This window comes from Scytonema hankhaensis NUACC26, from assembly GCF_045865695.1.
Classification (GTDB): Bacteria; Cyanobacteriota; Cyanobacteriia; order Cyanobacteriales; family Nostocaceae; genus Scytonema.
Genome location: NZ_BAACAP010000229.1, coordinates 31,375 through 53,273, shown reverse-complemented (window position 1 = coordinate 53,273; position 21,899 = coordinate 31,375). Strand labels below are relative to the sequence as shown.

Genomic DNA, 21,899 nt, shown 5'->3' with positions numbered 1-21,899 from the left:
GCGGCGGCCTTGCACCCCTACTAACTACTAACAACCAACAACTAACAACTAGCCGATGGATACACAAAATTATTCTCAGCAATTTATTTATAAGGACTGGGTACTTGTCGAAAACCAGTTTAACCCCAGTAAAGTTCACCATAGGGAAACCGTTTTCACAATTGGTAACGGTTACTTGGGAACGCGAGGAACTTTTGAAGAAGGTTATACTCACGCTCAACCAGCGACTTTTATTCACGGAGTTTTTGATAACGTTCCTATTGTTTATACTGAACTTGCCAATTGCCCAGATTGGATACCTCTAATTGTATTTGTTGATGGCGATCGCTTTCGTTTGGAACGGGGCGAAATTTTGAGCTACGAACGACAACTCGATTTGCGTCGCGGTGTTCTCAGCCGCAAGATAAGATGGCGCAGTCCGAGAGGGAAAACTGTAGACCTTTATTTTGAGCGTTTCGCTAGTCTGGCTGACGAACACGTGCTGGTATTGCGGTGTCAGGTGACACCTGTGGATTTTGAAGGTTTAGTGGAAGTTCAAACGAGCATCAATGGTTATCCAGAAAACCAGGGCTTTAATCACTGGGAATTACTAGATCAGGGAAAAACCGATAAAGGGTCTTGGTTGCAACTTCGTACCCGCACAACCCGTATAGAACTGGGTGTCGCATCTGGTGTAACGGTATCGGGAATTGATGCTCAGGCGCAAGTTAGCAATCCACCCGGTTACCCCACCTTTACCACTACTTTCCAAGCTGGGGTGGGAACAACTGTTACGGTGGATAAATTTGTCACACTTTTTACATCAAGAGATGCGGAAAACCCTTTGGAAGCCGCTTGTGACAAATTGGCTCAGTTACCGGCTTATTCAGAATTGTTGAACGCTCACGAACAAGCATGGCAAGAAGCTTGGGAGAAAAGTGACATTGTTATAGAAGGCGATACCAAAGCTCAATTAGCTGTTCGTTACAATCTCTTCCAATTACTGATCTGTGCCGCACAGCACGATGATAAGGTAAGTATAGCCGCAAAAACTCTTTCGGGCTTTGGCTATCGGGGTCATGTGTTCTGGGATACAGAAATTTTTATCCTTCCGTTTTTTATATACACCCAGCCCGCACTGGCTCGGAATTTGCTATCCTATCGTTACCATACCTTAAATGGTGCACGCCGCAAGGCGGTTCACTACGGGTACAAAGGAGCAATGTATTCCTGGGAAAGCGCTGATACGGGTGATGAAGTGACACCTCGTTGGTTGCCTCCTAATGATTTTTACGGAGAAGATATCAGAATTTGGTGTCGCGATCGCGAAATCCATATCAGTGCTGATGTTGTTTATGCCGTATGGTATTACTGGCAAGCAACAAATGACCACGAATGGATGCGGGATTATGGTGCTGAGATTCTTCTAGATACCGCTGTATTTTGGGGAAGTAGGGTAGAGTATAATACCAAGTACGAACGGTATGAAATTCGGGAAGTGATTGGAGCGGATGAGTACCACGAACACTCAGACAACAACGCTTTTACAAACCGGATGGTGCAGTGGCACTTGGAAAAAGCACTCTTTATACATGACTGGCTGCGTAATACTTACCCAGAGCAAGCCAACGAACTTACCCAAAAACTGCAACTGACAGCCGGAAGGTTTTCGCGTTGGCGAGATATCATAACCAATATATGGATTCCTTTCGATCCATCAACAAACTTAATCGAGCAGTACGAGGGATTCTTTAAGTTAGAAGATATCAACTTGGCCGATTACGAACCACGTACCAAATCAATGCAATCTATCTTAACCATTGAAGGCGCTAACAAGCGTCAGGTACTGAAGCAGCCAGACGTGTTGATGCTTCTCTACTTAATGCGGCAGTCACAAGAATTTCCCTACACTTCAGAAATATTACAGAAGAATTGGGACTACTACGCACCCCGTACTGACATTACTTACGGTTCATCCTTGGGACCAGCCATTCACGCTATCTTAGCTTCAGATATAGGTAACAAGAAAGAAGCATACGAACGGTTTATGCAAGCAGCGTTAGTGGATATCGAAGATGTCCGAGGTAACGCCCATGAAGGAATCCACGGTGCAAGTGCTGGTGGTGTTTGGCAAGCCGTAATATTGGGTTTTGGTGGCGTACAATTAGCCGGAGATGCACCGACATCAACACCACATCTGCCCTACGGTTGGAAACGTCTAAAATTTAAACTGATGTGGCATGGCAAATGGCACGAATTTGACTTGCGTTCGGATCAAAAAGAGATTATGCGCGATATTCGAGGATTCATCTTTGATTTAGATGGTGTTTTAACAGATACGGCAGAATACCATTATTTAGGTTGGCAAAAGCTAGCAGATGAAGAAGGGTTACCCTTTAATCGAGAAGCGAATGAAGAACTGCGGGGCGTCTCTCGTCGAGATTCGCTGTTAAAGATTATTGCCAACAGGCGACAATACTCTGAACCGCAACTTCAGGAAATGATGGAGCGCAAAAATCGCTACTACGTGGATTTAATCCACCATATGACTAAAGCAGATTTATTGCCCGGTGCGATAGCTTTGTTAGACGAATTAAGATCTGCTGGTATTAAAATAGCTCTTGGGTCAGCTAGTAAAAATGCTCAGACAGTCATTGAGAAATTGGGAATTAGCGATCGCATTGATGTCATTGCTGATGGTTACAGTGTAAAACAACCCAAGCCAGCACCCGATTTATTTCTATTTGCAGCCCGCGAGTTAGGGCTGGAACCACAACAATGTGTCGTTGTGGAAGATGCAGCAGCAGGAATTGAAGCTGCATTAGCAGCCGGGATGTTAGCAGTAGGACTCGGACCTACGGAACGAGTTGGTGAAGCTCATGTTGTATTACCTAGTTTAGCAGGTGTTCGCTGGTCGGAACTGCGAGATAAGTTGAGTGCGGTTGACTAGGGATTGGGGACTGGCGATTGGCGAATGGGGACTAGGAAGTCAATTGCTAGTCCTAGCATCCCCATGCTCCTCACATTCCCAGTTTCTGCTTTAGAAAAAAATGAATTCCAAGACTCTCTCTTGTGGAACGGGTGTCCCCGCCCGTTTGTTATCGAGAAAGCAGGCGAGAGATATTCTTCTACAAGATCTTATAGCGCTCGCTCGCTTTGCATCCAATACAATTTTTGTGATGCGGGTAAAAAGCATCATTCATTCTTACCCTCAAAATTTAGTACAAGGATTAATTTCATACTCTATCAAGCCGCTGATTTATAGCGGAATTACTATTGTCAGGCGGGTTTTTTATCAGGTTGTTAATGAAAATTTACAAAAAAATTACGTTGCAGTGTGGAAAATTGTGTATCTAAAACTGAGAAGTAAGCAGAGCATTCTTGACTACTAGTAAATGCGGTTTATGAGACATAAGTAGCAGACAAATGTATGACTTATGAAAACTTACATAGCCAAATTTATCTTGTCCATTTAGCACCCATCAACTTGAAGAGGAAATGATGAACCACTATACACTCTTGCTAGAGCAGATTTCTCCTATTCGTAATATTTTAGTTACTCATCCGATTTATACCGAACTGCGCGATCTGCAATCTTTACAGATTTTCATGGAATCTCACAGCTTTGCTGTATGGGATTTTATGAGCCTGTTGAAAACACTTCAAGCACAGCTTACTTGTATTACCGTACCTTGGTTACCACCGAAAGACATTTTTTCGGCTCGATTAATCAACGATATTGTTTTAGCTGAAGAAACAGACGAAGTTTCGCCTGGTCTTTTCATCAGCCACTTTGACCTTTATCTTGCAGGGATGAAGGAGATTGGTGCTAATACTATTCCTATTCAAAGCTTCATTCATCAGCTTCAAGAGGGGAAATCTGTGTCAACAGCTTTAGATAATGTTGTAATTCCAGCAACAACCAAGGCATTTGTCCTCAACACAATGGAAACCACTGTCAAATCAACCCATGAGGTAGCAGCCACTTTCTTGTTAGGCAGAGAAGATGTGATTCCGTCTATGTTTCGACGAATCCTTCAAAGCTTAGATGAGTCCAGCCTTGAGTGTAAACAACTCTGTCTTTACCTAGAACGTCATACTCACCTTGACGAGAACATTCACGGACCAATGGGTGAGCAATTACTCAAGCATCTGTGCGCCGATGATGAAGTCAAGTGGGAACAAGCTTTTTATGCTGCCAAAGAAGCCCTCTCGTCCCGAATCTCACTTTGGAATGGATTGGTTTGTTATTCCGACAGATTTTGAATTTTTCTATTGCAAGCCAACAAAGAAGTAGGGGTGAGGTATGTTTCACCCCTACAACTGGGAGTAGAGCATATAGCTCAGCAGAGTATGCTCTAGCTCAGAGTTATCCTGTACAAGGACTGAAAATTTGATACAAAATTCATAGACTGTTTTTACTAGACTTTTCTCTGGAGATTTGTCACAGCCAGAAGGCTCATATAACACTTTAAAGGTGAAGGGATTTTTGATTTCATTCAGTTGCTGTGTTAAACCTGAAGCTATATCTCTAAGCTCATGCTCGTTAGCAGCCACCACCCGCTCGCTGCTTCTACCCTGACACAGCACCATTGTCTCAAAAGACTGACTTCTGCCGATTTACCTAATTTTTTTGATTATTATTCTTTTTACATCTATCTTTAGACCTATTGACAAAATTTATCTATTTTCAAAAGAAAGATGAATATTCCGCAAGACCCCCGACTTCTTGAAGAAGTCGGGGGTCTGTCCTCCTTCAATAACAAAAGTGTCATACAAGCAGTACTCAAAATACAGATGATGATGTTAGGCTTAGGTATCAAAATCTACATTTTTTTACCAAGTTGCATCAATCCAATTCTATGTCTAAGTTATTATCTTTAACTTTATTAGGAATAGCTCTTTTCCTAGGAGGAACGAACCAAAATACCGTTACCCTTGCTGGAACTTGTGCGTCAAAATGCGGTCGTAGTCCAATTGAATTTACACCAGGGCAACACGTAAGACTTGAAGTGTTCAATGCTACGCCAAGAATCATTAAAGTAGAAAAGCCCTATGGTTTTGGTCAAATTCCTGTGAGGTCAGGACAACAAATACATATAGAGCAAGGAGACGGTACGGAACCCAACATATCTGTCGTATTTTGGGATGACACCGGACAACCTTTAAAAGCTATTGTCTCCAAACCAGATTTTGGTACACTAAGAGTAGAACTTCGTCCGAGTTGGCAAGCACCAGGCGATCGCTCAGTATATATTCAAGATGATGGGCGCGTTAATATTCTTTAAATTATGAATGATAAGTGTTATGAATTATGAAAGGATAATTTATTATTCATAATTCATAATTTTTATTGTGTTAGATCGATCTATTCCTAAACTTTCTCGTCTCGGGCAAAAACTACCATCACAGCGATGGCAAATTTATCCTCAGAAAAATGACCTAGCACAAAAGCTAGTACCAATTACAAATTTATCCCCTCTTATTAACCAACTCCTTATAAATCGAGGAATTGAAACACCAGAACAAGCAAAAGCTTTTTTAGATCTGGAATATTTAGCACTCCCTTCGCCCATAGATGATTTTCCCGACTTAGCCATATCTCTGGAGTTATTACAAGAAGCCATTGCCTCTCAAGAAAAAATTGCCATTTGCGGAGATTATGATGCAGACGGAATGACAAGCACGGCATTACTTTTACGAAGTCTCCGATGGCTAGGTGCGCGAGTTGATTATGCTATTCCCAGTCGGATGCATGAAGGATATGGTATCAACAAACGCATCATTGAAGAATTTCATAGCGAAGGCGTCAGTTTAGTTTTAACCGTAGATAATGGAATTTCAGCATTTGAACCAGTTGCTAGAGCGAGAGAACTAGGTTTAAAAGTTATTGTTACCGACCATCACGATATTCCCCAACAATTACCACCAGCTCATGCTATCCTCAATCCCAAACTTATAGATGAATCCTCACCTTATCGAGGTGTCGCTGGGGTTGGAGTTGCTTATATTTTAGCAGTATCCCTGGCACATCAATTGGGAAAAGCCCAAAGCAGCATACTCGATGCACTCTTGGAACTGTTTACACTGGGAACTATTGCAGATTTAGCACCTTTGACAGGTGTGAATCGCCATTGGGTAAAAAATGGTCTGCAGCAATTACCCAAATCCAAACTTGCTGGAGTGCAAGCACTGATTCAAATGTCTGGAGTGCAGGCGAGGGGACAGGGGATAGGGGATAGGGGAGATAAGAGAGCAGGGGTGCAGAGGAGCAGAGGTGCAGAGGTGATAACCAATCCCCAATCGCTAATCGCCAATCCCCAATCCCCAAAACCAAAATCCCTCAAGCCGGAGGATATTGGTTTTCGCCTCGGACCGCGAATTAATGCTGTTGGTCGTCTTGCCGATCCCGAAATTGTGATTGAATTGTTGACAACTGACGATATGGGAATCGCGTTGGAAAGAGCAATGCAATGCGAAGATATTAATCGTCGGCGTCAAGAAATGTGCGAGCAAATTGAAAAAGAGGCAATAGCAATTGTGGAAGCAGAATTCCTTGCTTCTCTTTCAGAAGATCGCGTTTTGGCGATCGTACAACCAGAATGGCATCATGGCGTGATTGGTATTGTTGCTTCTCGCTTGGTGGAACGGTATGGTGCTCCAGTATTTATTGGTACTTATGAAGGAGAAGAACATATCCGTGGTTCGGCACGGGGAATTCCTGAGTTTCACGTATTTGAAGCGTTAGATTATTGTCGGGACTTACTCGGTAAATTTGGCGGTCACAAGGCAGCTGGTGGTTTCTCTCTAGCGGCAGAAAATCTTGACGATCTGCAATCGCGTCTCAGCGAGTTTGCAAATAATTGTCTCGAACAACGCCACCTCAAACCATTAGTGAAAATTGATACTCAAGTCAATTTAAATCAGATCGAGCGCCATTTTTACCAACAGATGAATGTTCTAGAACCCTGTGGAATTGATAACCCAGATCCTATACTTTGGACACCTAATGTCCGCGTTGTTGAGCAAGAAATTGTGGGTAAAAGTCACGTTAAACTAACAGTTAGCCAAACTATTAATAATCAACAGTATAGAATCAAAGCGATCGCGTGGCGATGGCGCGACTATTTTCCCCTCCCATCACAAGTTGATATTGCTTATAAACTGCGAGAAAATGAATTTAACGGTCAGATAAACATTGAGTTAGAATTAATCGGTATCAGGCTCCCAAGTCAAAACCAACATTCCGTCGCTCAAACCACACCAGCAAGAACTTCTTTTGAGTACAACGAGCGTTACTACGACTGCGGTATTTATGAAAATTCTACTTTACCTGAGTTAAGAATTATGTATCCTGAAAAAATCATTTTGGCTGTTCCGTTGGGACAATCTATTGGTTTACTGGGAACAAATCGTCAAGAGGCTAGAGAAGTTGATATTTCTCAACCCCAATACGCTTGTCTTATTCAAGCAGCTTTTCATGCATTGTCAGTTGAACGTACCAGTTACTAAACCTTATAAAATCTTAGCTTTGCTAAGAGGATGTTTGTAAAGTCCACCGTTGTATCAAGATCGGAACTAGCCCCCCTTAAAAAGGGGGGAAAAATACTCTCACTCGTCCCCCTTTTTAAGGGGGATTTAGGGGGATCGAAAGTCTTGAATATCTCAGTTATCACTTTTAAAACATCCTCTAAGGGACTTCCAAAAAAAATCTCCCAAAATGCCTTGTGGTTCTGGCTTCTAGCCTGCCAATAACATGGACGGGCAAGGACGCCCATCCCACAAGATGGATAATTTATTTCTTGGAAATCCCTAATTTTCTGCTGAACTATTGTTGCTAGGATTGCCGTTACCTGGGTTAGTGTTACTGGGATTACTAACAGGATTGTCGTTGCTGGGATTGCCATTATCTGGGTTACTGTTACCTGGATTGCCACTACCTGGGTTACCGTTACCTGGGTTATCGCTACCGGGATTACTAACACGATTGTCGTTGCCTGGATTGCCATTACCTGGGTTATCGCTACCGGGATTACCAACACGATTGTCGTTGCCCGGATTGACATTACCTGGGTTAGCGTTACCTGGGTTATCGCTACCAGGATTACCAACACGATTGTCGTTACCAGGATTGCCATTACCAGGATTACCAACTGGATTGCCATTACCTGGGTTAGCGTTACCTGGGTTATCGCTACCAGGATTACCAACACGATTGTCGTTACCAGGATTACCGTTACCAGGATTGCCATTACCTGGGTTACCGTTACTAGGATTGCCGTTACCGGGATTGCCGTTACTTGGGCGATCGCTACCGGGCTGAGTACCAGATTTAGATTTGCTACTTTCAACTGTATTTGACAACACTTGTCCTGTCTCTAACAGGTTTTTTACTGGAAAATGGTCTCTCATCACATTGTTGTGAATACGATCGCTGTTGTGAAGAGTTGAGGTATCTTTAGAAAAAGTCGTTGTCCTTAAAATAGACAAATGTTTGCTCGCAGCCTGACTTGTTAATGGTTGCTGTGTTGCAACTGCAGCTGCCGTTTCTGCTTGAACGCTTGCCAGTGCCGGATCTAAATTTGGTACACCACTTTTAAGAGTTAAATCTAGCCCCCTAACCAAATTGCTCGTTTCATAAAAAGTTCTCAAATCAAAATCGTAGAAACCCTGAAACCTATCTTTAACGACAACTATGAGCTGCCCAGCTGCTAAATTTTGGTTTTGAGAAGCATTCTTGTTCTGAACTTGAATACCGCTATTTGTCAATGCACCAACAATGGTGGTGTCTGTTTGGGGATCGTAGCGTACAAACAGTGCGGAACCGCGAATTGCGGCGGCGGCATTTGGTGTATTTACTCTTGTTTGTCCTTGTCCCGGTCGAATCAGCAACAACACAGTTCCGTTAGATAGTCTCAAGTTTCGTGTTTTTGGTAAGAACTGAAAGACAGCTTGTTGTCCAATTCGCGCAATGGAACCGTCATTAAACCGCAAATCTACCAAAGAAGCTTTACCAGTGGATAAGCCATCACCAGGAATCATGGCATCCAACTTGCGTGCTTGACGCTTCGGCTTGTTTTGTGGCACAAGTTGTACTAGGTTTTTAATTTCTTCAATAACAGCTTGTGTGAGGGGAGTTGCAGCACTCGCCTTTTGTGGCAAGGGTAAAACAACACTTCCCCATAAGCTCATTAATAGCATTAGCAACAACTTACGGAATATAGTTTGCAGCCTCGGGCAATTGTCATTCGTCATGTGTCATTTGTCATTGGTAAAAATTTTAGGTAGATTTACAGTTTGGGATGTGGTTGTAGTTCTCTTTATTTCCTTTGACCTGTACTAAAGATTACTTAACTTACTGTGCACCTAAATCAAATTATCTTTAGTTGCTAAAAATAAAACTTCAGCAGAATTACGGCTTTTTGATGAAGACAGGTTGAAGGTTGAGGGCTGAGGGCTGAGGGTCAAGGACAAGTATGCTGCTAAAACTTCTTGAATTTACACACCAGAATGAGAAAAAAGTCTTGAGTCATGAACATTCTTGCCTGTCCAATTATGGAAATTAAATGTAAAGATAGCTGATGAAGAAATAAAATAAGAATTTAGGCTACATTTAGGTATCGGTTTTGGAAACTACAACTTGTCCCCGTTGCCATCAACCTGTTAACTCCCAATCTGTCACCTGTCCTTATTGTCGGGTTGAGTTAAAAGCTTACGGGCATCCAGGTATTCCCCTGCATCGTGCCACGGAAGGAAAATATCTCTGCGACACCTGTACATATCATGCTGATGACAGCTGCACTTATCCTCAACGTCCTTATGCTAAAGAGTGCATTCTCTACCAAAATATAAATGAAAGGCAATTAGAGTTACAGGAGCAAAAGCAATCCAGTAGCTTTAGTGCCACTGTTCAAAACTGGGTACGACGCAATCAAGCTTTGTTACTGTTGCTGGCTTTACTGTTCATTTGTTTTCTCATTGTCTTATCTACTTCTTAATAGTGACCAGTGACCAATGACCAGTGACCAGTGACCAGTGACCAGTGACCAGTGACCAGTGACCAGTGACTAGTGACTAGTGACCAATGACCAGTGACCAGCGACCAGCAATCGGTGACTAGTTAATTCCCATACTTAAAATAGGGGATTTGAATCATGAATCTATTTTTTTTTCATAAGTAAATTTAGAGGTTTGTACTTTATACGCAAATAGTCATTTCTTCACTGATTATTTGTCATTTCTTCATTGATTATTTGTCATTTCTTCATTGATTACTGGTTACTGGTCACTGGTCACTGGTTACTGGTCACTGGTCACTGGTCACTGGTCACTAATTTTTTATTATTTTATTTCTTCGCTGAAAAATTCAGCAAATATACAGTGTGATATATTAGGTATTTACTTTTATCCCAGGTATTTAAGAGCTAATCAGAGTGCAGCATTACAAGATAGCCAAATCAGCAACGACTAGATTCGTTGAAGTTAGTCATGTCAAAACTTCTTCAAACAGTATTCTTCACCCAAGAAAAAATGTGGGAATGTAAGGAACACCAATGCCAAAAGATGAGAGGAAAAAAATACGCCACCTTTTGATTGTTAAAGACCTGAAAGGACAGCGAACTATCCCCCTAAAGGAGACAACTTATTCTCTAGGGCGGGATTTAAGAAACGCTATTGTTCTTAGTTCTCGATCGGTTTCTAGACAACACGCTATATTACTGCGAGTCACTATTCCACAAACTGACCAGTGTTGCTTTCGGATTGTTGATGGCAGTTTTAAGGGGAAGCGAAGTACTAACGGTCTGTTTGTAAATGGCAAACAATGTTTTTCACACGATCTCCAACATGGAGATGTCATTGAGTTTGGCAGCAATCAAGCTCAAGCTAAGTACTACACTGTTTCTAACTTATCTGAAGAAGCATTCTCTGAGTACTGTGAGGCAAAAAATATATATAAACTTATATCAGAGCAAGCAAGTTCTCCAAATCCTTTTGAAACTATAATTGCTTCTTCCAATAACATCCTTGAAGAATCGACCGAGGTAGCTTTGGTTCGTTTGGCATCATTTCCCGAACTGATCCCTAATCCAATTATTGAAACAGATTTGCGGGGTAAGGTAACTTATCTGAATCCGGCGGCGGCTTCCAAATTTCCCAATCTCAAACAATTTGAAAACGATCATCCAATCGCTGCAGGACTGTCTGCTATAGTTCAAAACTGGAAGGGAAACTCTTGTATTCGCGAGGTAGAGGTGAACGGAGAAGTTTTTGAACAATCTATTCACTACTTACCGGAAAGCGATCTTATTAGAACATTTATTGTTAGAAATATTACTGAGCAAAAACAAGCAGAAGCAGAATTGCGCCAACGCGATCGCTTATTACAAGCCGTTGCAGAAGCTACCAATTATTTGCTAGCAGAATTAAACTACGAAACAGCCATTGATAAGGCTTTAGCTACATTAGGTGAAGCTGCTAAAGTAGACCGTATTTTCTTGTTCGAGAACCATTTAGATCCTCAAACGGGTAAAATAGCCGTGAGTTTGCAGTTTGAATGGATGCATCCCAAATTTGATTCTTTGCAATCTCAGTGGCAAAATATACCTTACGAAAGCTCCGGTCTATCTCGTTGGTATGCAATTCTTTCTAGAGGACAATCTATTCAAGGATTGACAAGAGAACTTCCCACTACCGAACAAGAAATCCTCATTCAATATGGCATTCAATCTTTGCTTCTAGTACCCCTGCGCCTAGAAGACAAATTTTGGGGTTATCTTGGATTAGCAGATTGTTGTTGCGATCGCCTTTGGTCAAAGCATGAAGAATCGGCTCTATTAACTATGGCAGTTAGTATCAGTGCGGCAAAACTCCGCCAACAAGTAGAAGAACAAATTCGTTATCAAGCGCTGCACGATATGTTAACTAGTCTGCCAAATCGCTTGCTATTTAACGAAATACTTTCTAAAACTCTACCGAATGCATCTCGGAAGAAGGAAAGTCTAGCTGTGATGTTCCTCGATTTAGATCGGTTTAAAACCATCAATGATTCTTTAGGTCATACATTAGGAGACCGACTTTTGATAAATGTTGCTCAAAGACTCAGAGAGTCCTTAAGAGCAGGAGACACAGTTGCCCGTTGGGGAGGAGACGAATTCATTATTTTACTGCCTCAAATTCTCTCAGTTGAAGAAGTTGTGCAAGTCGCTCAGAGAATTCTACAAACACTAGAAAATCCTTTTTATCTTGATGGTAACGAACTGTACATCAGTGCGAGTATTGGTATTGCCCTGCTAAATGAAGACAGCCCCAATGCCGAAACTTTGGTACAACATGCAGATGCAGCTTTGTACAAAGCAAAAGAACTTGGAAGAAACAACTGCCAATTTTACACTACTTGCTTAGGTACTAAAACACCTAATACTCTCATTTTAGAGAAAAGCTTGCGTCATGCCTTAGAACGACAAGAACTAGTCGTTTACTATCAGCCACGAGTTAGTATTTTAACAGGACAGATTACAGGAATGGAAGCATTAATAAGGTGGCAGCACCCAGAAATGGGATTGGTAGCTCCTAGTGTTTTCATTCCTCTGGCTGAAGAAAGTGGATTAATCGTCCCTATTGGAGAATGGGTTTTGCGGACAGCTTGCCAACAAAACAAAATTTGGCAAGAAGCAGGCTTACCTCCTATAACTATGGCAGTCAATCTCTCCCTCAAACAATTCTGTCAGCCTCAATTGGTAGAAACAGTAGCGATGATTTTAGAACAGACGGAACTAGATGCACGATTTTTAGAGTTAGAGATTACTGAATCCACCGCTATAGAAGATATTGATTTCACTAGGGATGTACTACAAAAACTAGAGCAAATGGGAGTTCACTTTTCTATAGATGATTTTGGTACTGGTCATTCTTCCCTTTCCCGCCTGCAACTCTTACCACTTCACAACCTCAAAATTGATGGTTCTTTTATTAAAAATCTCACAACAGATGTCAAAGTCGCTCATATTATTAGGGCAATAGTCACTTTAGGACGCGGTCTGGGCTTGAGGTTAACCGCCGAAGGGGTAGAAAAGGAAGAGGAGCTAGAGTTTTTGAAATCTGTTAACTGTGAGGATGTACAGGGATTTTTGTTCTACCGACCTCTCTCCGCTCAAAAAGTGACGGAAATCATGATTGGGCAATGGGGATTGGGGATTAGCGATTAAGTCCCCAGTCCCCAGTCCCCAGTCCCCATCAAGTAATCACAGTTGGCTTGTCCATTCCTGTTAAAGTACGGATTTGGGCAATTTCATCTGCTATGGCAATTAGCTCTGCTAAAGCTTCTTGGGGATCGAGGTTCTGTTTTGCTAAGTTGGATTCGTAACTTTCTAGATAAACCCTTAAGGTTGCTCCTTGGGTACCCGTTCCAGAGAGACGGAAAACAATTCGCGAACCATCAGTAAAGCCAATGCGAACGCCTTGCTTCTGGCTCACACTGCCATCTATTGGATCTGTGTAGCTGAAGTCGTCTCCATATTCTACTTCATACGCACCAAATTTCTTGCCTTTGAGGTTGGGAACGCTAGAACGTAAATTGGTGATGAGGGTGTTGGCGCGATCGCTATCCACTTCTTCATAGTCATGGCGCGAGTAGTAATTGCGACCGTAGATGCGCCAGTGTTCTTTGACGATTTCTTCAACTGATTGTTGGCGAACTGCTAAAATATTTAGCCAGAACAATACAGCCCACAGCCCATCTTTTTCGCGGATATGATTGGAACCAGTCCCAAAACTTTCTTCTCCACACAAAGTGGCTCGACCTGCATCTAGCAAGTTACCAAAGAATTTCCAACCAGTGGGAGTTTCATAGCAATCTATACCGAGATGTTTTGCTACCTTATCTGGTGCTTGGCTTGTAGGCATAGAACGAGCAATTCCAGCCAAACCGGAACTATACCCTGGAACTAATTTAGCATTGGCAGCAAGTATTGCTAGGCTATCGCTCGGAGTTACAAAGAAGTTGCGACCAAGAATCATGTTGCGATCGCCATCTCCATCTGATGCTGCTCCGAAATCAGGAGCATTGTCTCCAAAGAGGATTTCCACTAAGTCATGGGCATAGACTAAGTTAGGATCGGGGTGTCCGCCGCCAAAATCTTCCAATGGCTTGCCATTCTGTACTGTTCCTTGTGGTGCGCCCAAATGTTGCTCAAAAATCTTATGGGCATAGGAACCCGTAACTGCGTGGAGTGAGTCCACACACATCCGAAATTGCCCGTTAGTTATCAGAGAACGGATGCGGTCAAAGTCAAATAAAGACTGCATTAATTCTGTATAGTCTGCTACAGAATCAATCACCTGCACCGTCATTTCGCCTAATTCCGTTTCTCCTAATGTATCGATATTGACATCAGGAGCTTCCAAAATTTTATAACTATCGATCTCTTTAGTACGAGCATAGATAGCTTCTGTAACCTTTTCCGGTGCAGGACCACCATTGTCAATATTATATTTTATACCAAAATCTCCTTCTGGTCCACCGGGATTATGGCTGGCAGAGAGAATAATACCGCCAAAAGTACCATACTTCCGAATAATAGCAGAGGTAGCCGGGGTAGAAAGAATACCGCCCTGACCGACCATCACTCTCCCAAAGCCATTGGCAGACGCCATTTTGAGAATGGTTTGAATTGCCTGACGATTGTAGTAGCGACCATCGCCACCTAAAACCAGAGTTTGACCTTGATATCCTTGCAGACTGTCAAATATAGATTGAACAAAGTTTTCCAAGTAATGAGGCTTTTGAAAGACAGTCACTTTTTTTCGCAACCCAGATGTACCTGGTTTCTGGTCGGTAAACGGCTGAGTAGGTGCTGTTTTAATAACCATAGCAATGTTAGAGTCAGAGATCGCCAAAGGACATGCTTTTTATCGTATCGCTACTTAATGGTCATTTGTCATTAGTCATTGGTCATTTGTCATTTGTCATTGGTCATTAGTCATTTGTCATTGGTTATTGGTCATTAGTCATTGGTCATTGGTAAGTATTTTAACTAAACTACATTGTGTAATATTGTTTTGTTTATTTCCACCTAGCTACTTAACTAAAACTCAGATTCGGGAGACGTCAACGAAAAATGTTATATTCTAGAGCAAAAAGATAGTTCCGTAGAATCCCTGCCTTCAAAGACTAGCAACCTTCGACGTTACAAACCCTTGCTGCTTATAAACCCCAGCAAATTTTGGTAGAAAAATAGCTACTAAGTATATTGCACGAACTACGTAAAGAGGTGTAAATACGCTAAAACCCTGACAAATAACCAATGACAAATGACAAATGACGATTTTGACTAGTTAGCTTTATTTGTGACGATCTACTTATTATGTTAATTCTCTTAGTCGAAGATGACTTAGCGCAATTAGAGCCTCTGCGAGCTGCTCTGATCAAAGCAGGACACACCGTTGATGGTATAGAAGATGGAGAAACAGCCCAATGGCTTTTATCTCAAAAAGATTATGACTTGTTAATATTAGACTGGATGCTGCCAAAGGTGAGTGGTGTCGATCTTTGTCGGGAATATCGACGAGCTGGAAAAACAGCTCCAGTGTTAATGCTCACTGCCAAAGATAGTACTTCTGACAAAGTTTATGGTTTAGATTCTGGGGCTGACGATTACTTAGTGAAACCAGTAGATATTATAGAATTATTAGCCAGAGTACGAGCGTTACGAAGACGTTCTCCACTTTGGAATGGCGATCGCTTGGCACTTGCAGATTTGCATTTAGATTTGAATAACCTGACGATTGAGCGCAATCAAGCCAGTACCCAGTTATCCGGGCGCGAGTTTCAACTGATGGAGTATTTCATGCGCCATCCCCGCCAGATTCTATCCCATACTCAGATCGAACGAGCGTTGTGGGGATGGGGAACGGAACCAGAAAGTAATGCCGTCACAACATTAGTCCGTCGATTGCGACAGCGCCTGCAAATCATCGACGCTAAAGACTGGCTAGAAAGCGTCTATGGTGTAGGTTATCGTCTGAATGTTCCTGAAGGGACTGGGGACTAGGAACTAGGGATTAGGGCTAAATTAATCCCCAATCGCTAGTCCCCAATCGCCAGTCCCTAATCGCTAATCCCCATTGCCCCTCAACAAGGAGGGAACCCCGAGTTCCCCAATCCCCAATCATGTTTACTCGTAGCCGTCGCAATTTAGCATACTTGTTCACCATATCAATGGGGAGTATTCTTGTCGCCTTTGCTGGTATAGCTTATTACTTGGTTGTCCAACAGCAACTTCAGGTGTTTGATGAAAGGCTTTACTCTACAAGTAAAACAATCGTTAGGGGTATACAGTACCCTACATATAACAAACGATGGCAGTACAAGCCAAAGGAAGTTCCTTTATTTGGCAATATCTTACCGCCAGTGAACAGTGATATTGTTTATGTGCGTTTGTATAATTCTAACAAAGAATTGCTAGACTGTTTTGGCGATCCAGGCTCGGCAAGAGCGATCGCATCTTCTGGTTTTCAAACTATAAAAATCAATAGTAACCGACCTAAAAGAACTGCCGAACGAGAATGGGTTCGAGAAATTACGCTAAAAATTATACAAAATAATGAGGTGTTTGGATATATTCAAGTCGCTCTGCCTCTAACCCCTCTGCGTCATAGCCTAAACAAGGCAAGGTTATTTTTAACACTGGGTGTTCCTGTAACTTTAGCATTAGTTGGGGTCACTGGGTGGTTTCTGGGAGGGCTTGCTATGCAACCTACGCTTCGAGCTTACGAACAACTACAGCGCTTTACTGCAGATGCGTCCCATGAATTACGTGCTCCTGTTGCTGCTATTTTAAGTAACGCACAAGTCGCTCTCATGCCTCCCCAAGATGAATCCGAGCAGCTTTATCGTTTGGAGAATATTGTCGAGATTGCTAAATCAATGAGCGATCTGATCAATAATCTACTGTTTCTCGCTCGCCAAGATAGACCCCTAAATATTAGCAAACTCAAGACTATCGATCTCGTTCAACTCCTACAAGATCTGACAAAAGGATATCAACAACAAGCCAGCGCACAAAATTTAAACTTTGTTGTCCAAATACCCGAACAACCCGTACATCTCAAAGCAGATGCAGATTTGTTAAAACAGGCTGTTGTAAATTTACTCAACAATGCCTTGAAATATACTCTTGAAGGAGGTACAGTAACGCTAAGGCTGTTGACATCACCCTATCGAGTGATTATTCAGGTAGAAGATAGCGGTATTGGTATTCCAGAAGAAGATTTATCTCATATCTTTGAACGGTTCTACCGAGTTGATACAGTGCGATCGCGTCAAACAGGCGGCTTTGGGTTAGGATTAGCAATTGCCCAGCAAATTGTACAAGCTCATCAAGGAAACCTTACAGTCAAGAGCATATTGGGAGAAGGTTCCACTTTTGAGATAGAAATTCCATCTCGAGATTAGTGGATAGTAGTTAGTAGTTAGTGGTTGGAGGAAAAGCGACTAACAACTATCTACTAACCAAGTTGACATTTTTTTGTCATAGTTGCCCATCATACTAAAAAAAAGCAACTTAGCCAAAAACCTAATACTGCTATGAACTATCAGCAACAGGATAACAAAGCAATGCTCAAAAAAGCGTTCTTGCACACTGCACTGACTACAGCAACAATTGCCAGTTTTCTGGCTGCAGAAGCTGGAAAAACTGGCAGTCGCGGCGATGGGAACGCATACAACAGTCGGCAAACAAAGGTAAGGGATGAAGGATAACTCTCAAATACTTTCGCTCTACAACAACCAAAAAAAACCTTGGTTAAAAACTGCACTGATAAGTGCTTTGATTTGGTTTCCCACAGCTTGTGCCGTTCGCTCGAATGATGTTGGAGAAATTGTCTTATCTCCATCGGTTGCACAGACAACCAACTCTAACCGAACTCTGGCGGATGTAGAAGCTTTAGTGAATCTAGGTCCGAGAGTAACTGGTACACCAGTTATGGAAAAAGCTAGCACTTATCTAGTGAATGAGTATCGTAAAGCAGGTTATGTGACAGAAGTTCAAACTTTTACTTATTCTAAATTTAAAGATAATGGTTCTCAATTAACGATTGATGGAGAGACAATCAAGGGGTCTGCTCTTAATGGCACAATTCCTGGAAATGTCAATGCTCCACTGGTTGCAGTTCCTAACTATGGACGAAAAGCTGATTTTACATCAGTGAATGTTACTGGAGCAATTGCGATCGTGCAACGCGGAGAAATTCGCTTTTCGGAAAAAGCAAAAAATGCCTTAGCAGCTGGGGCTGTTGGTTTGGTTATTGTCAATAATAAATCGGGGGATTTATACGGAAGTTTGGCAGAAGAAGTCAAAATTCCAGTCTTGACGCTTTCCCAAGAAAAAGGCGATCGCATACTTCAACAAGTACAAAGAGTAGCACAAAATGCCAGTTTAAAAGTTGATGCTCAAAAGCGTAATGTTAGCGGACGCAATATTATTGCCCATCTTGAAGGCGTGACTCAACCCAAAATTCTTCTTGGTGCTCACTACGACTCAGTAGTTGGTTCGCCCGGAGCAAATGATAATGCTTCAGGATCGGCAGTTTTGCTATCTTTTGCTCGTAATCTGTCAAAGACGCAAACTGCTCGTCAAGCGTGGTTTGTAGCTTTTGATGGTGAGGAAGACGGACTCCAAGGATCGCGGGCTTTTGTCAAGACAGCCAAACCAGAGTTTCTTTCAGGGTTAAAAGCCATGATGAACTTCGATATGGTTGGCGTTAACAATCAATTAGGTGTTGGTGGTACTTCTTCGCTAACAAAATTTGCCCGAAATATAAAGCCAGGAGTCAAAATTTTTGGTTCTAGCGATGGTAGCGACCATGCAGCATTCGCCGCTAAAAAAGTGCCAATTCTTTTCTTCTACCGAGGACAAGAACCAAACTACCACACCCCTAATGATAAAAAAGTCGCTCCAAAATTGCTAGATGAAACAACTCAAGCAGGTCTAGATATTATCCAACAAATTCTCAATGAAAAAGATTAGTAGGTAGGGCAATGCTCACCAACATTAGACGGTCGGCATTGCCCTACCTACCAGCCTCCATTAGCAATTAACAATTAACAATGAAAAAATCATTAACGCATTTATCTCTAGTATCTTTCGGAGCATTAACAGCTATTTTAGGCGCACATTTCATGCCCACAACTCCGGTACTTTCCGAACCTACCTCAATTGCTGCTGCTCCTATTAGCAATGCAGACAATAACTTTGTCTCTAACGCAGTTGAAAGAACTGGGCCTGCAGTGGTGCGAATAGACTCCACGCGCACTGTGAGAAGCCGATATTATGGTCGGCGCGTGGCACAAGGAACGGGTTCGGGATTTATTATTCGTTCTAACGGTCTGATTCTGACGAATGCTCACGTTATTGGCGGTGCAGACACAGTAAAGGTGACTCTCAAAGATGGTCGCAGCTACACAGGCAGGGTCTTAGGGGAGGATAGCACAACAGACGTTGCTGTTATTAAAATTCAGGCGAATAATCTCCCTACTGTCAGTGTTGGTAATTCCAACCAGCTCAAACCAGGAGAATGGGCGATCGCAATTGGAAATCCTTTGGGCTTGGACAACACGGTAACAGTTGGTATTATCAGTGCAACAGAGCGATCGAGTCGTGCTTTGGGTGCTGGAGGTAGAGGTGTTGGGTTTATTCAGACGGATGCAGCCATTAATCCCGGTAACTCTGGCGGACCGTTACTCAATCAACGAGGACAAGTTATTGGTATGAATACCGCTATTATTCAGGGTGCTCAAGGGTTGGGCTTTGCCATCCCCATTAACACAGCTCAGCAAATTGCCAACCAATTGATTGCTCAAGCTGGTTAGTTAAAAATTTCACCGGAGGTTCCCTACAACAAGGGAACTTCCAAAAAATACCATATGATAAAAAAGCTACAATTGTTTAAATTATCAATGGTAGATAATATACCAAAGCTTTTATACCTTGACGATCTTTCTCAATCCAAACCAGAACGACCAGGATGGTCGCTGACTTTTGGAGCTACTTGTCAAGATGCAGCCGCAGTTTGCCTGGATGACCAGAATCATCCTTATCGTGTTAATCTTCAAATTGATGGCATACAAGAAACTAAAGTCGAACTGCAATGGAATCCGATTAATGATACTATAGTTGAAAAATGCAAGACGTAGAAATTCTTCATCGAGAAGCAATGGAACTTGTTGACCAAGCATTCCTAGCCCGTCAACGGGGAGATGCCATCGTCGCCTTGGAATTAACCAAAGCTGCCTTTTTTCAAGAGCGAGCTGCTGCGGACTTAGTAGCAAATTTGTTCGACCTTGAACCCACTAGATCCGTTCTCCATCGTAGTGCTGCCGTGCTTGCCGTAGAATGTTCTCAATTGCGATCGGCAGAACGGCTAATTGGACGGGCGCTCGCTGGTAATCCGCCTGATGACATTGCTAACGAACTGCGAGATTTATTTATAGAAGAAATTTATTCTCGTCGGCAAGCGATTGGACATTGAAGAAATATATTTCGCTTTTGTCAATATTGGTTGTTAATAAATAATTCAAATTCTTGTAAAGCTTGACTGGCTCCAACAATTTTTGCACGATCCATATATCTTGGGATTATTTCTGTAAGTGCTATATTAGGAAATATAGGAGATGTTAAAGATTCAATATACTTACCTTCTTGCAGTACATTGATTATTAATTTACCACGAGAGTATATCCATAATTCTGGTACTCCTAATGCTTCATAAGCATCTGTTTCAGTTTCTGATGTCAGGTCAGTTTCCAATGCTAGGTCAGGTGGTGGATCTTGAGACAAATCTAGTCTTGTTTTACCTATAACAGCTTTATAGTTTTGGATATAAAAGCAATCATCTGGTTCAATTCCAGCTACCATACTCTCTCGCTTAAAGGTTGTCGAGCCAAGAGGTTCCCACGCTCGTTTTTGAACTCTCAGCAAGATTTTAACCATATCGGCAAGTATAACTTTGGTGCGTTCGTGTTCTGGTAGAGGTGACATAATTTCTAGAATTCCTTTAGCATAAGCAATTCTTGAGGAACGCTTGTTATCTAATTGACCTAAAATTTCTTCAAAACGCTGCCAAGAAACAGGTTGTAAAGTGATTTTTTGACCTGGGTCTAAATGAAGAGCGATCGCACTCACTACCATAGCTACTGTTTTCCTGTACAAATAGTGTAAGTTAGTATCAATGAAACCTCGATACCAAAACACTATCATCATACGAACAAAAAATATCAAGATTTATTTGATTTATATAAAAAAGTCAGTACAAATAATCCGAGCGCAATTCCTGCTATTAGATGAGTTTAGGCTCACCCAATGAGTTAACACTCTTTGGTGAAGTGTCCTTCAGTTGAACCAGGATATTTTGAAATCATCAGGTATTGACGACGCAAAACAATGAGAAGATTAACTTCCATTACCTTATTAACTATAACTGCTGCTACATCTGCTTTATTTTTTAGGGGACTTCCAAGAAATAAATTATCCAATCTTGTGGTACGGAGAGCAGCGCCGTGCGGGGGTCTCTCCCGTTGAGGCGACTGCGGAGCGTCCTCGCCCGTCCTATACTAGTGGCGGGCGTCAATCCCGCACCACAAGAGAAAGTTGAATATTTTTTTATTTGGAAGTCCCTAGTGAGACAGCCCTAGCAGGAAAACGCGATCGCCGGGAACGTCAAGAAACTTATTCATCTTTAGGAGTCTTGTGGCAACCGTTTCCACAACTTAATTTGCGACTTGATTATGCTATCCCTCTTGTTGAGATACGCAATCGAGGTAACAACCTTCAAGACAAAGGCTTATACTTCAGTATAAACTATCAACTATAACTTTAGCTTTGGCGATTAGGTACTAGGGCTTAGGGGCTGGGAAAGAGATATTT

Annotated in this window: 19 protein-coding genes; 15 read left to right on the top strand and 4 right to left on the bottom strand. The window is 42.1% G+C overall.

Translation table 11 applies throughout. The annotated features are described in order from the left end of the window. Positions 1-55: 55 nt before the first annotated feature. The 3 genes from pgmB (at position 56) to ACKTT2_RS34440 (ending at position 4,245) form a co-directional block, all read left to right on the top strand. Entirely contained in the window at positions 56-2,929 is a 2,874-nt protein-coding gene (pgmB, locus tag ACKTT2_RS34450) for a beta-phosphoglucomutase (protein WP_407895280.1), read from the top strand. Positions 2,930-3,029: 100 nt separating this feature from the next. Next, a complete protein-coding gene (locus tag ACKTT2_RS34445) occupies positions 3,030-3,371 on the top strand; it encodes a hypothetical protein (RefSeq protein WP_407895278.1) in 342 nt (113 codons plus the stop codon). 106 nt (positions 3,372-3,477) lie between these two features. After that, positions 3,478-4,245, top strand: coding sequence for a DUF3050 domain-containing protein (locus ACKTT2_RS34440; RefSeq protein WP_407895276.1), 768 nt, complete (start codon positions 3,478-3,480; stop codon positions 4,243-4,245). A 51-nt stretch (positions 4,246-4,296) separates the two neighbouring features. On the opposite strand, the gene ACKTT2_RS34435 is transcribed toward ACKTT2_RS34440, so the two are convergent. Continuing rightward, complete coding sequence (locus tag ACKTT2_RS34435; protein WP_407895274.1) at positions 4,297-4,572, bottom strand: hypothetical protein; 276 nt, start codon at positions 4,570-4,572, stop codon at positions 4,297-4,299. Positions 4,573-4,841: 269 nt separating this feature from the next. On the opposite strand from ACKTT2_RS34435, the gene ACKTT2_RS34430 reads away from it, so the two are divergent. Further along, positions 4,842-5,267, top strand: a complete 426-nt coding sequence (locus ACKTT2_RS34430; RefSeq protein WP_407895273.1) for a hypothetical protein — start codon at positions 4,842-4,844, stop codon at positions 5,265-5,267. Between the two features lie 67 nt (positions 5,268-5,334). Then, a complete protein-coding gene (locus tag ACKTT2_RS34425) occupies positions 5,335-7,491 on the top strand; it encodes a single-stranded-DNA-specific exonuclease RecJ (RefSeq protein WP_407895272.1) in 2,157 nt (718 codons plus the stop codon). 300 nt (positions 7,492-7,791) lie between these two features. On the opposite strand, the gene ACKTT2_RS34420 is transcribed toward ACKTT2_RS34425, so the two are convergent. Next, a complete protein-coding gene (locus ACKTT2_RS34420; RefSeq protein WP_407895270.1) occupies positions 7,792-9,234 on the bottom strand; it encodes a FecR domain-containing protein in 1,443 nt (480 codons plus the stop codon). A gap of 371 nt (positions 9,235-9,605) precedes the next feature. On the opposite strand from ACKTT2_RS34420, the gene ACKTT2_RS34415 reads away from it, so the two are divergent. Both ACKTT2_RS34415 and ACKTT2_RS34410 read left to right on the top strand, forming a co-directional pair. Further along, on the top strand, positions 9,606-9,977 hold the full coding sequence (locus ACKTT2_RS34415; protein WP_407895268.1) for a hypothetical protein: 372 nt from the start codon (positions 9,606-9,608) through the stop codon (positions 9,975-9,977). 555 nt (positions 9,978-10,532) lie between these two features. Then, positions 10,533-13,184 carry an EAL domain-containing protein gene (locus ACKTT2_RS34410; protein WP_407895266.1) on the top strand — a complete coding sequence of 884 codons (2,652 nt, stop codon included), beginning with the start codon at positions 10,533-10,535 and terminating at the stop codon, positions 13,182-13,184. A gap of 28 nt (positions 13,185-13,212) precedes the next feature. On the opposite strand, the gene ACKTT2_RS34405 is transcribed toward ACKTT2_RS34410, so the two are convergent. Continuing rightward, a complete protein-coding gene (locus ACKTT2_RS34405; protein ID WP_407895264.1) occupies positions 13,213-14,847 on the bottom strand; it encodes an alpha-D-glucose phosphate-specific phosphoglucomutase in 1,635 nt (544 codons plus the stop codon). 494 nt (positions 14,848-15,341) lie between these two features. On the opposite strand from ACKTT2_RS34405, the gene ACKTT2_RS34400 reads away from it, so the two are divergent. From ACKTT2_RS34400 to ACKTT2_RS34370, 7 genes are all read left to right on the top strand, one after another. Then, positions 15,342-16,028 carry a response regulator transcription factor gene (locus tag ACKTT2_RS34400; RefSeq protein ID WP_407895262.1) on the top strand — a complete coding sequence of 229 codons (687 nt, stop codon included), beginning with the start codon at positions 15,342-15,344 and terminating at the stop codon, positions 16,026-16,028. Between the two features lie 119 nt (positions 16,029-16,147). Beyond that, positions 16,148-17,431, top strand: a complete 1,284-nt coding sequence (locus ACKTT2_RS34395) for a sensor histidine kinase (RefSeq protein WP_407895260.1) — start codon at positions 16,148-16,150, stop codon at positions 17,429-17,431. A 132-nt stretch (positions 17,432-17,563) separates the two neighbouring features. After that, complete coding sequence (locus tag ACKTT2_RS34390) at positions 17,564-17,737, top strand: hypothetical protein (RefSeq protein ID WP_407895258.1); 174 nt, start codon at positions 17,564-17,566, stop codon at positions 17,735-17,737. Then, the gene (locus ACKTT2_RS34385; protein ID WP_407895255.1) at positions 17,727-19,004 is read left to right on the top strand and encodes a M28 family peptidase; all 1,278 of its coding nucleotides are present in this window, start codon (positions 17,727-17,729) and stop codon (positions 19,002-19,004) included. Before ACKTT2_RS34390 ends, ACKTT2_RS34385 begins: the two co-directional genes overlap by 11 nt. Positions 19,005-19,084: 80 nt before the next feature. Further along, the gene (locus ACKTT2_RS34380) at positions 19,085-19,846 is read left to right on the top strand and encodes a trypsin-like peptidase domain-containing protein (protein WP_407895253.1); all 762 of its coding nucleotides are present in this window, start codon (positions 19,085-19,087) and stop codon (positions 19,844-19,846) included. A gap of 87 nt (positions 19,847-19,933) precedes the next feature. Further along, positions 19,934-20,170, top strand: a complete 237-nt coding sequence (locus tag ACKTT2_RS34375; protein WP_407895251.1) for a hypothetical protein — start codon at positions 19,934-19,936, stop codon at positions 20,168-20,170. After that, positions 20,158-20,505, top strand: coding sequence for a hypothetical protein (locus ACKTT2_RS34370; RefSeq protein WP_407895248.1), 348 nt, complete (start codon positions 20,158-20,160; stop codon positions 20,503-20,505). The genes ACKTT2_RS34375 and ACKTT2_RS34370 overlap by 13 nt, the downstream gene beginning before the upstream one ends. A gap of 20 nt (positions 20,506-20,525) precedes the next feature. Here ACKTT2_RS34370 and ACKTT2_RS34365 read toward each other — a convergent pair whose 3' ends face one another. Beyond that, positions 20,526-21,164, bottom strand: a complete 639-nt coding sequence (locus ACKTT2_RS34365; protein ID WP_407895357.1) for a Uma2 family endonuclease — start codon at positions 21,162-21,164, stop codon at positions 20,526-20,528. Positions 21,165-21,639: 475 nt separating this feature from the next. On the opposite strand from ACKTT2_RS34365, the gene ACKTT2_RS34360 reads away from it, so the two are divergent. Continuing rightward, a complete protein-coding gene (locus ACKTT2_RS34360) occupies positions 21,640-21,846 on the top strand; it encodes a hypothetical protein (protein ID WP_407895246.1) in 207 nt (68 codons plus the stop codon). Positions 21,847-21,899 lie beyond the last annotated feature (53 nt).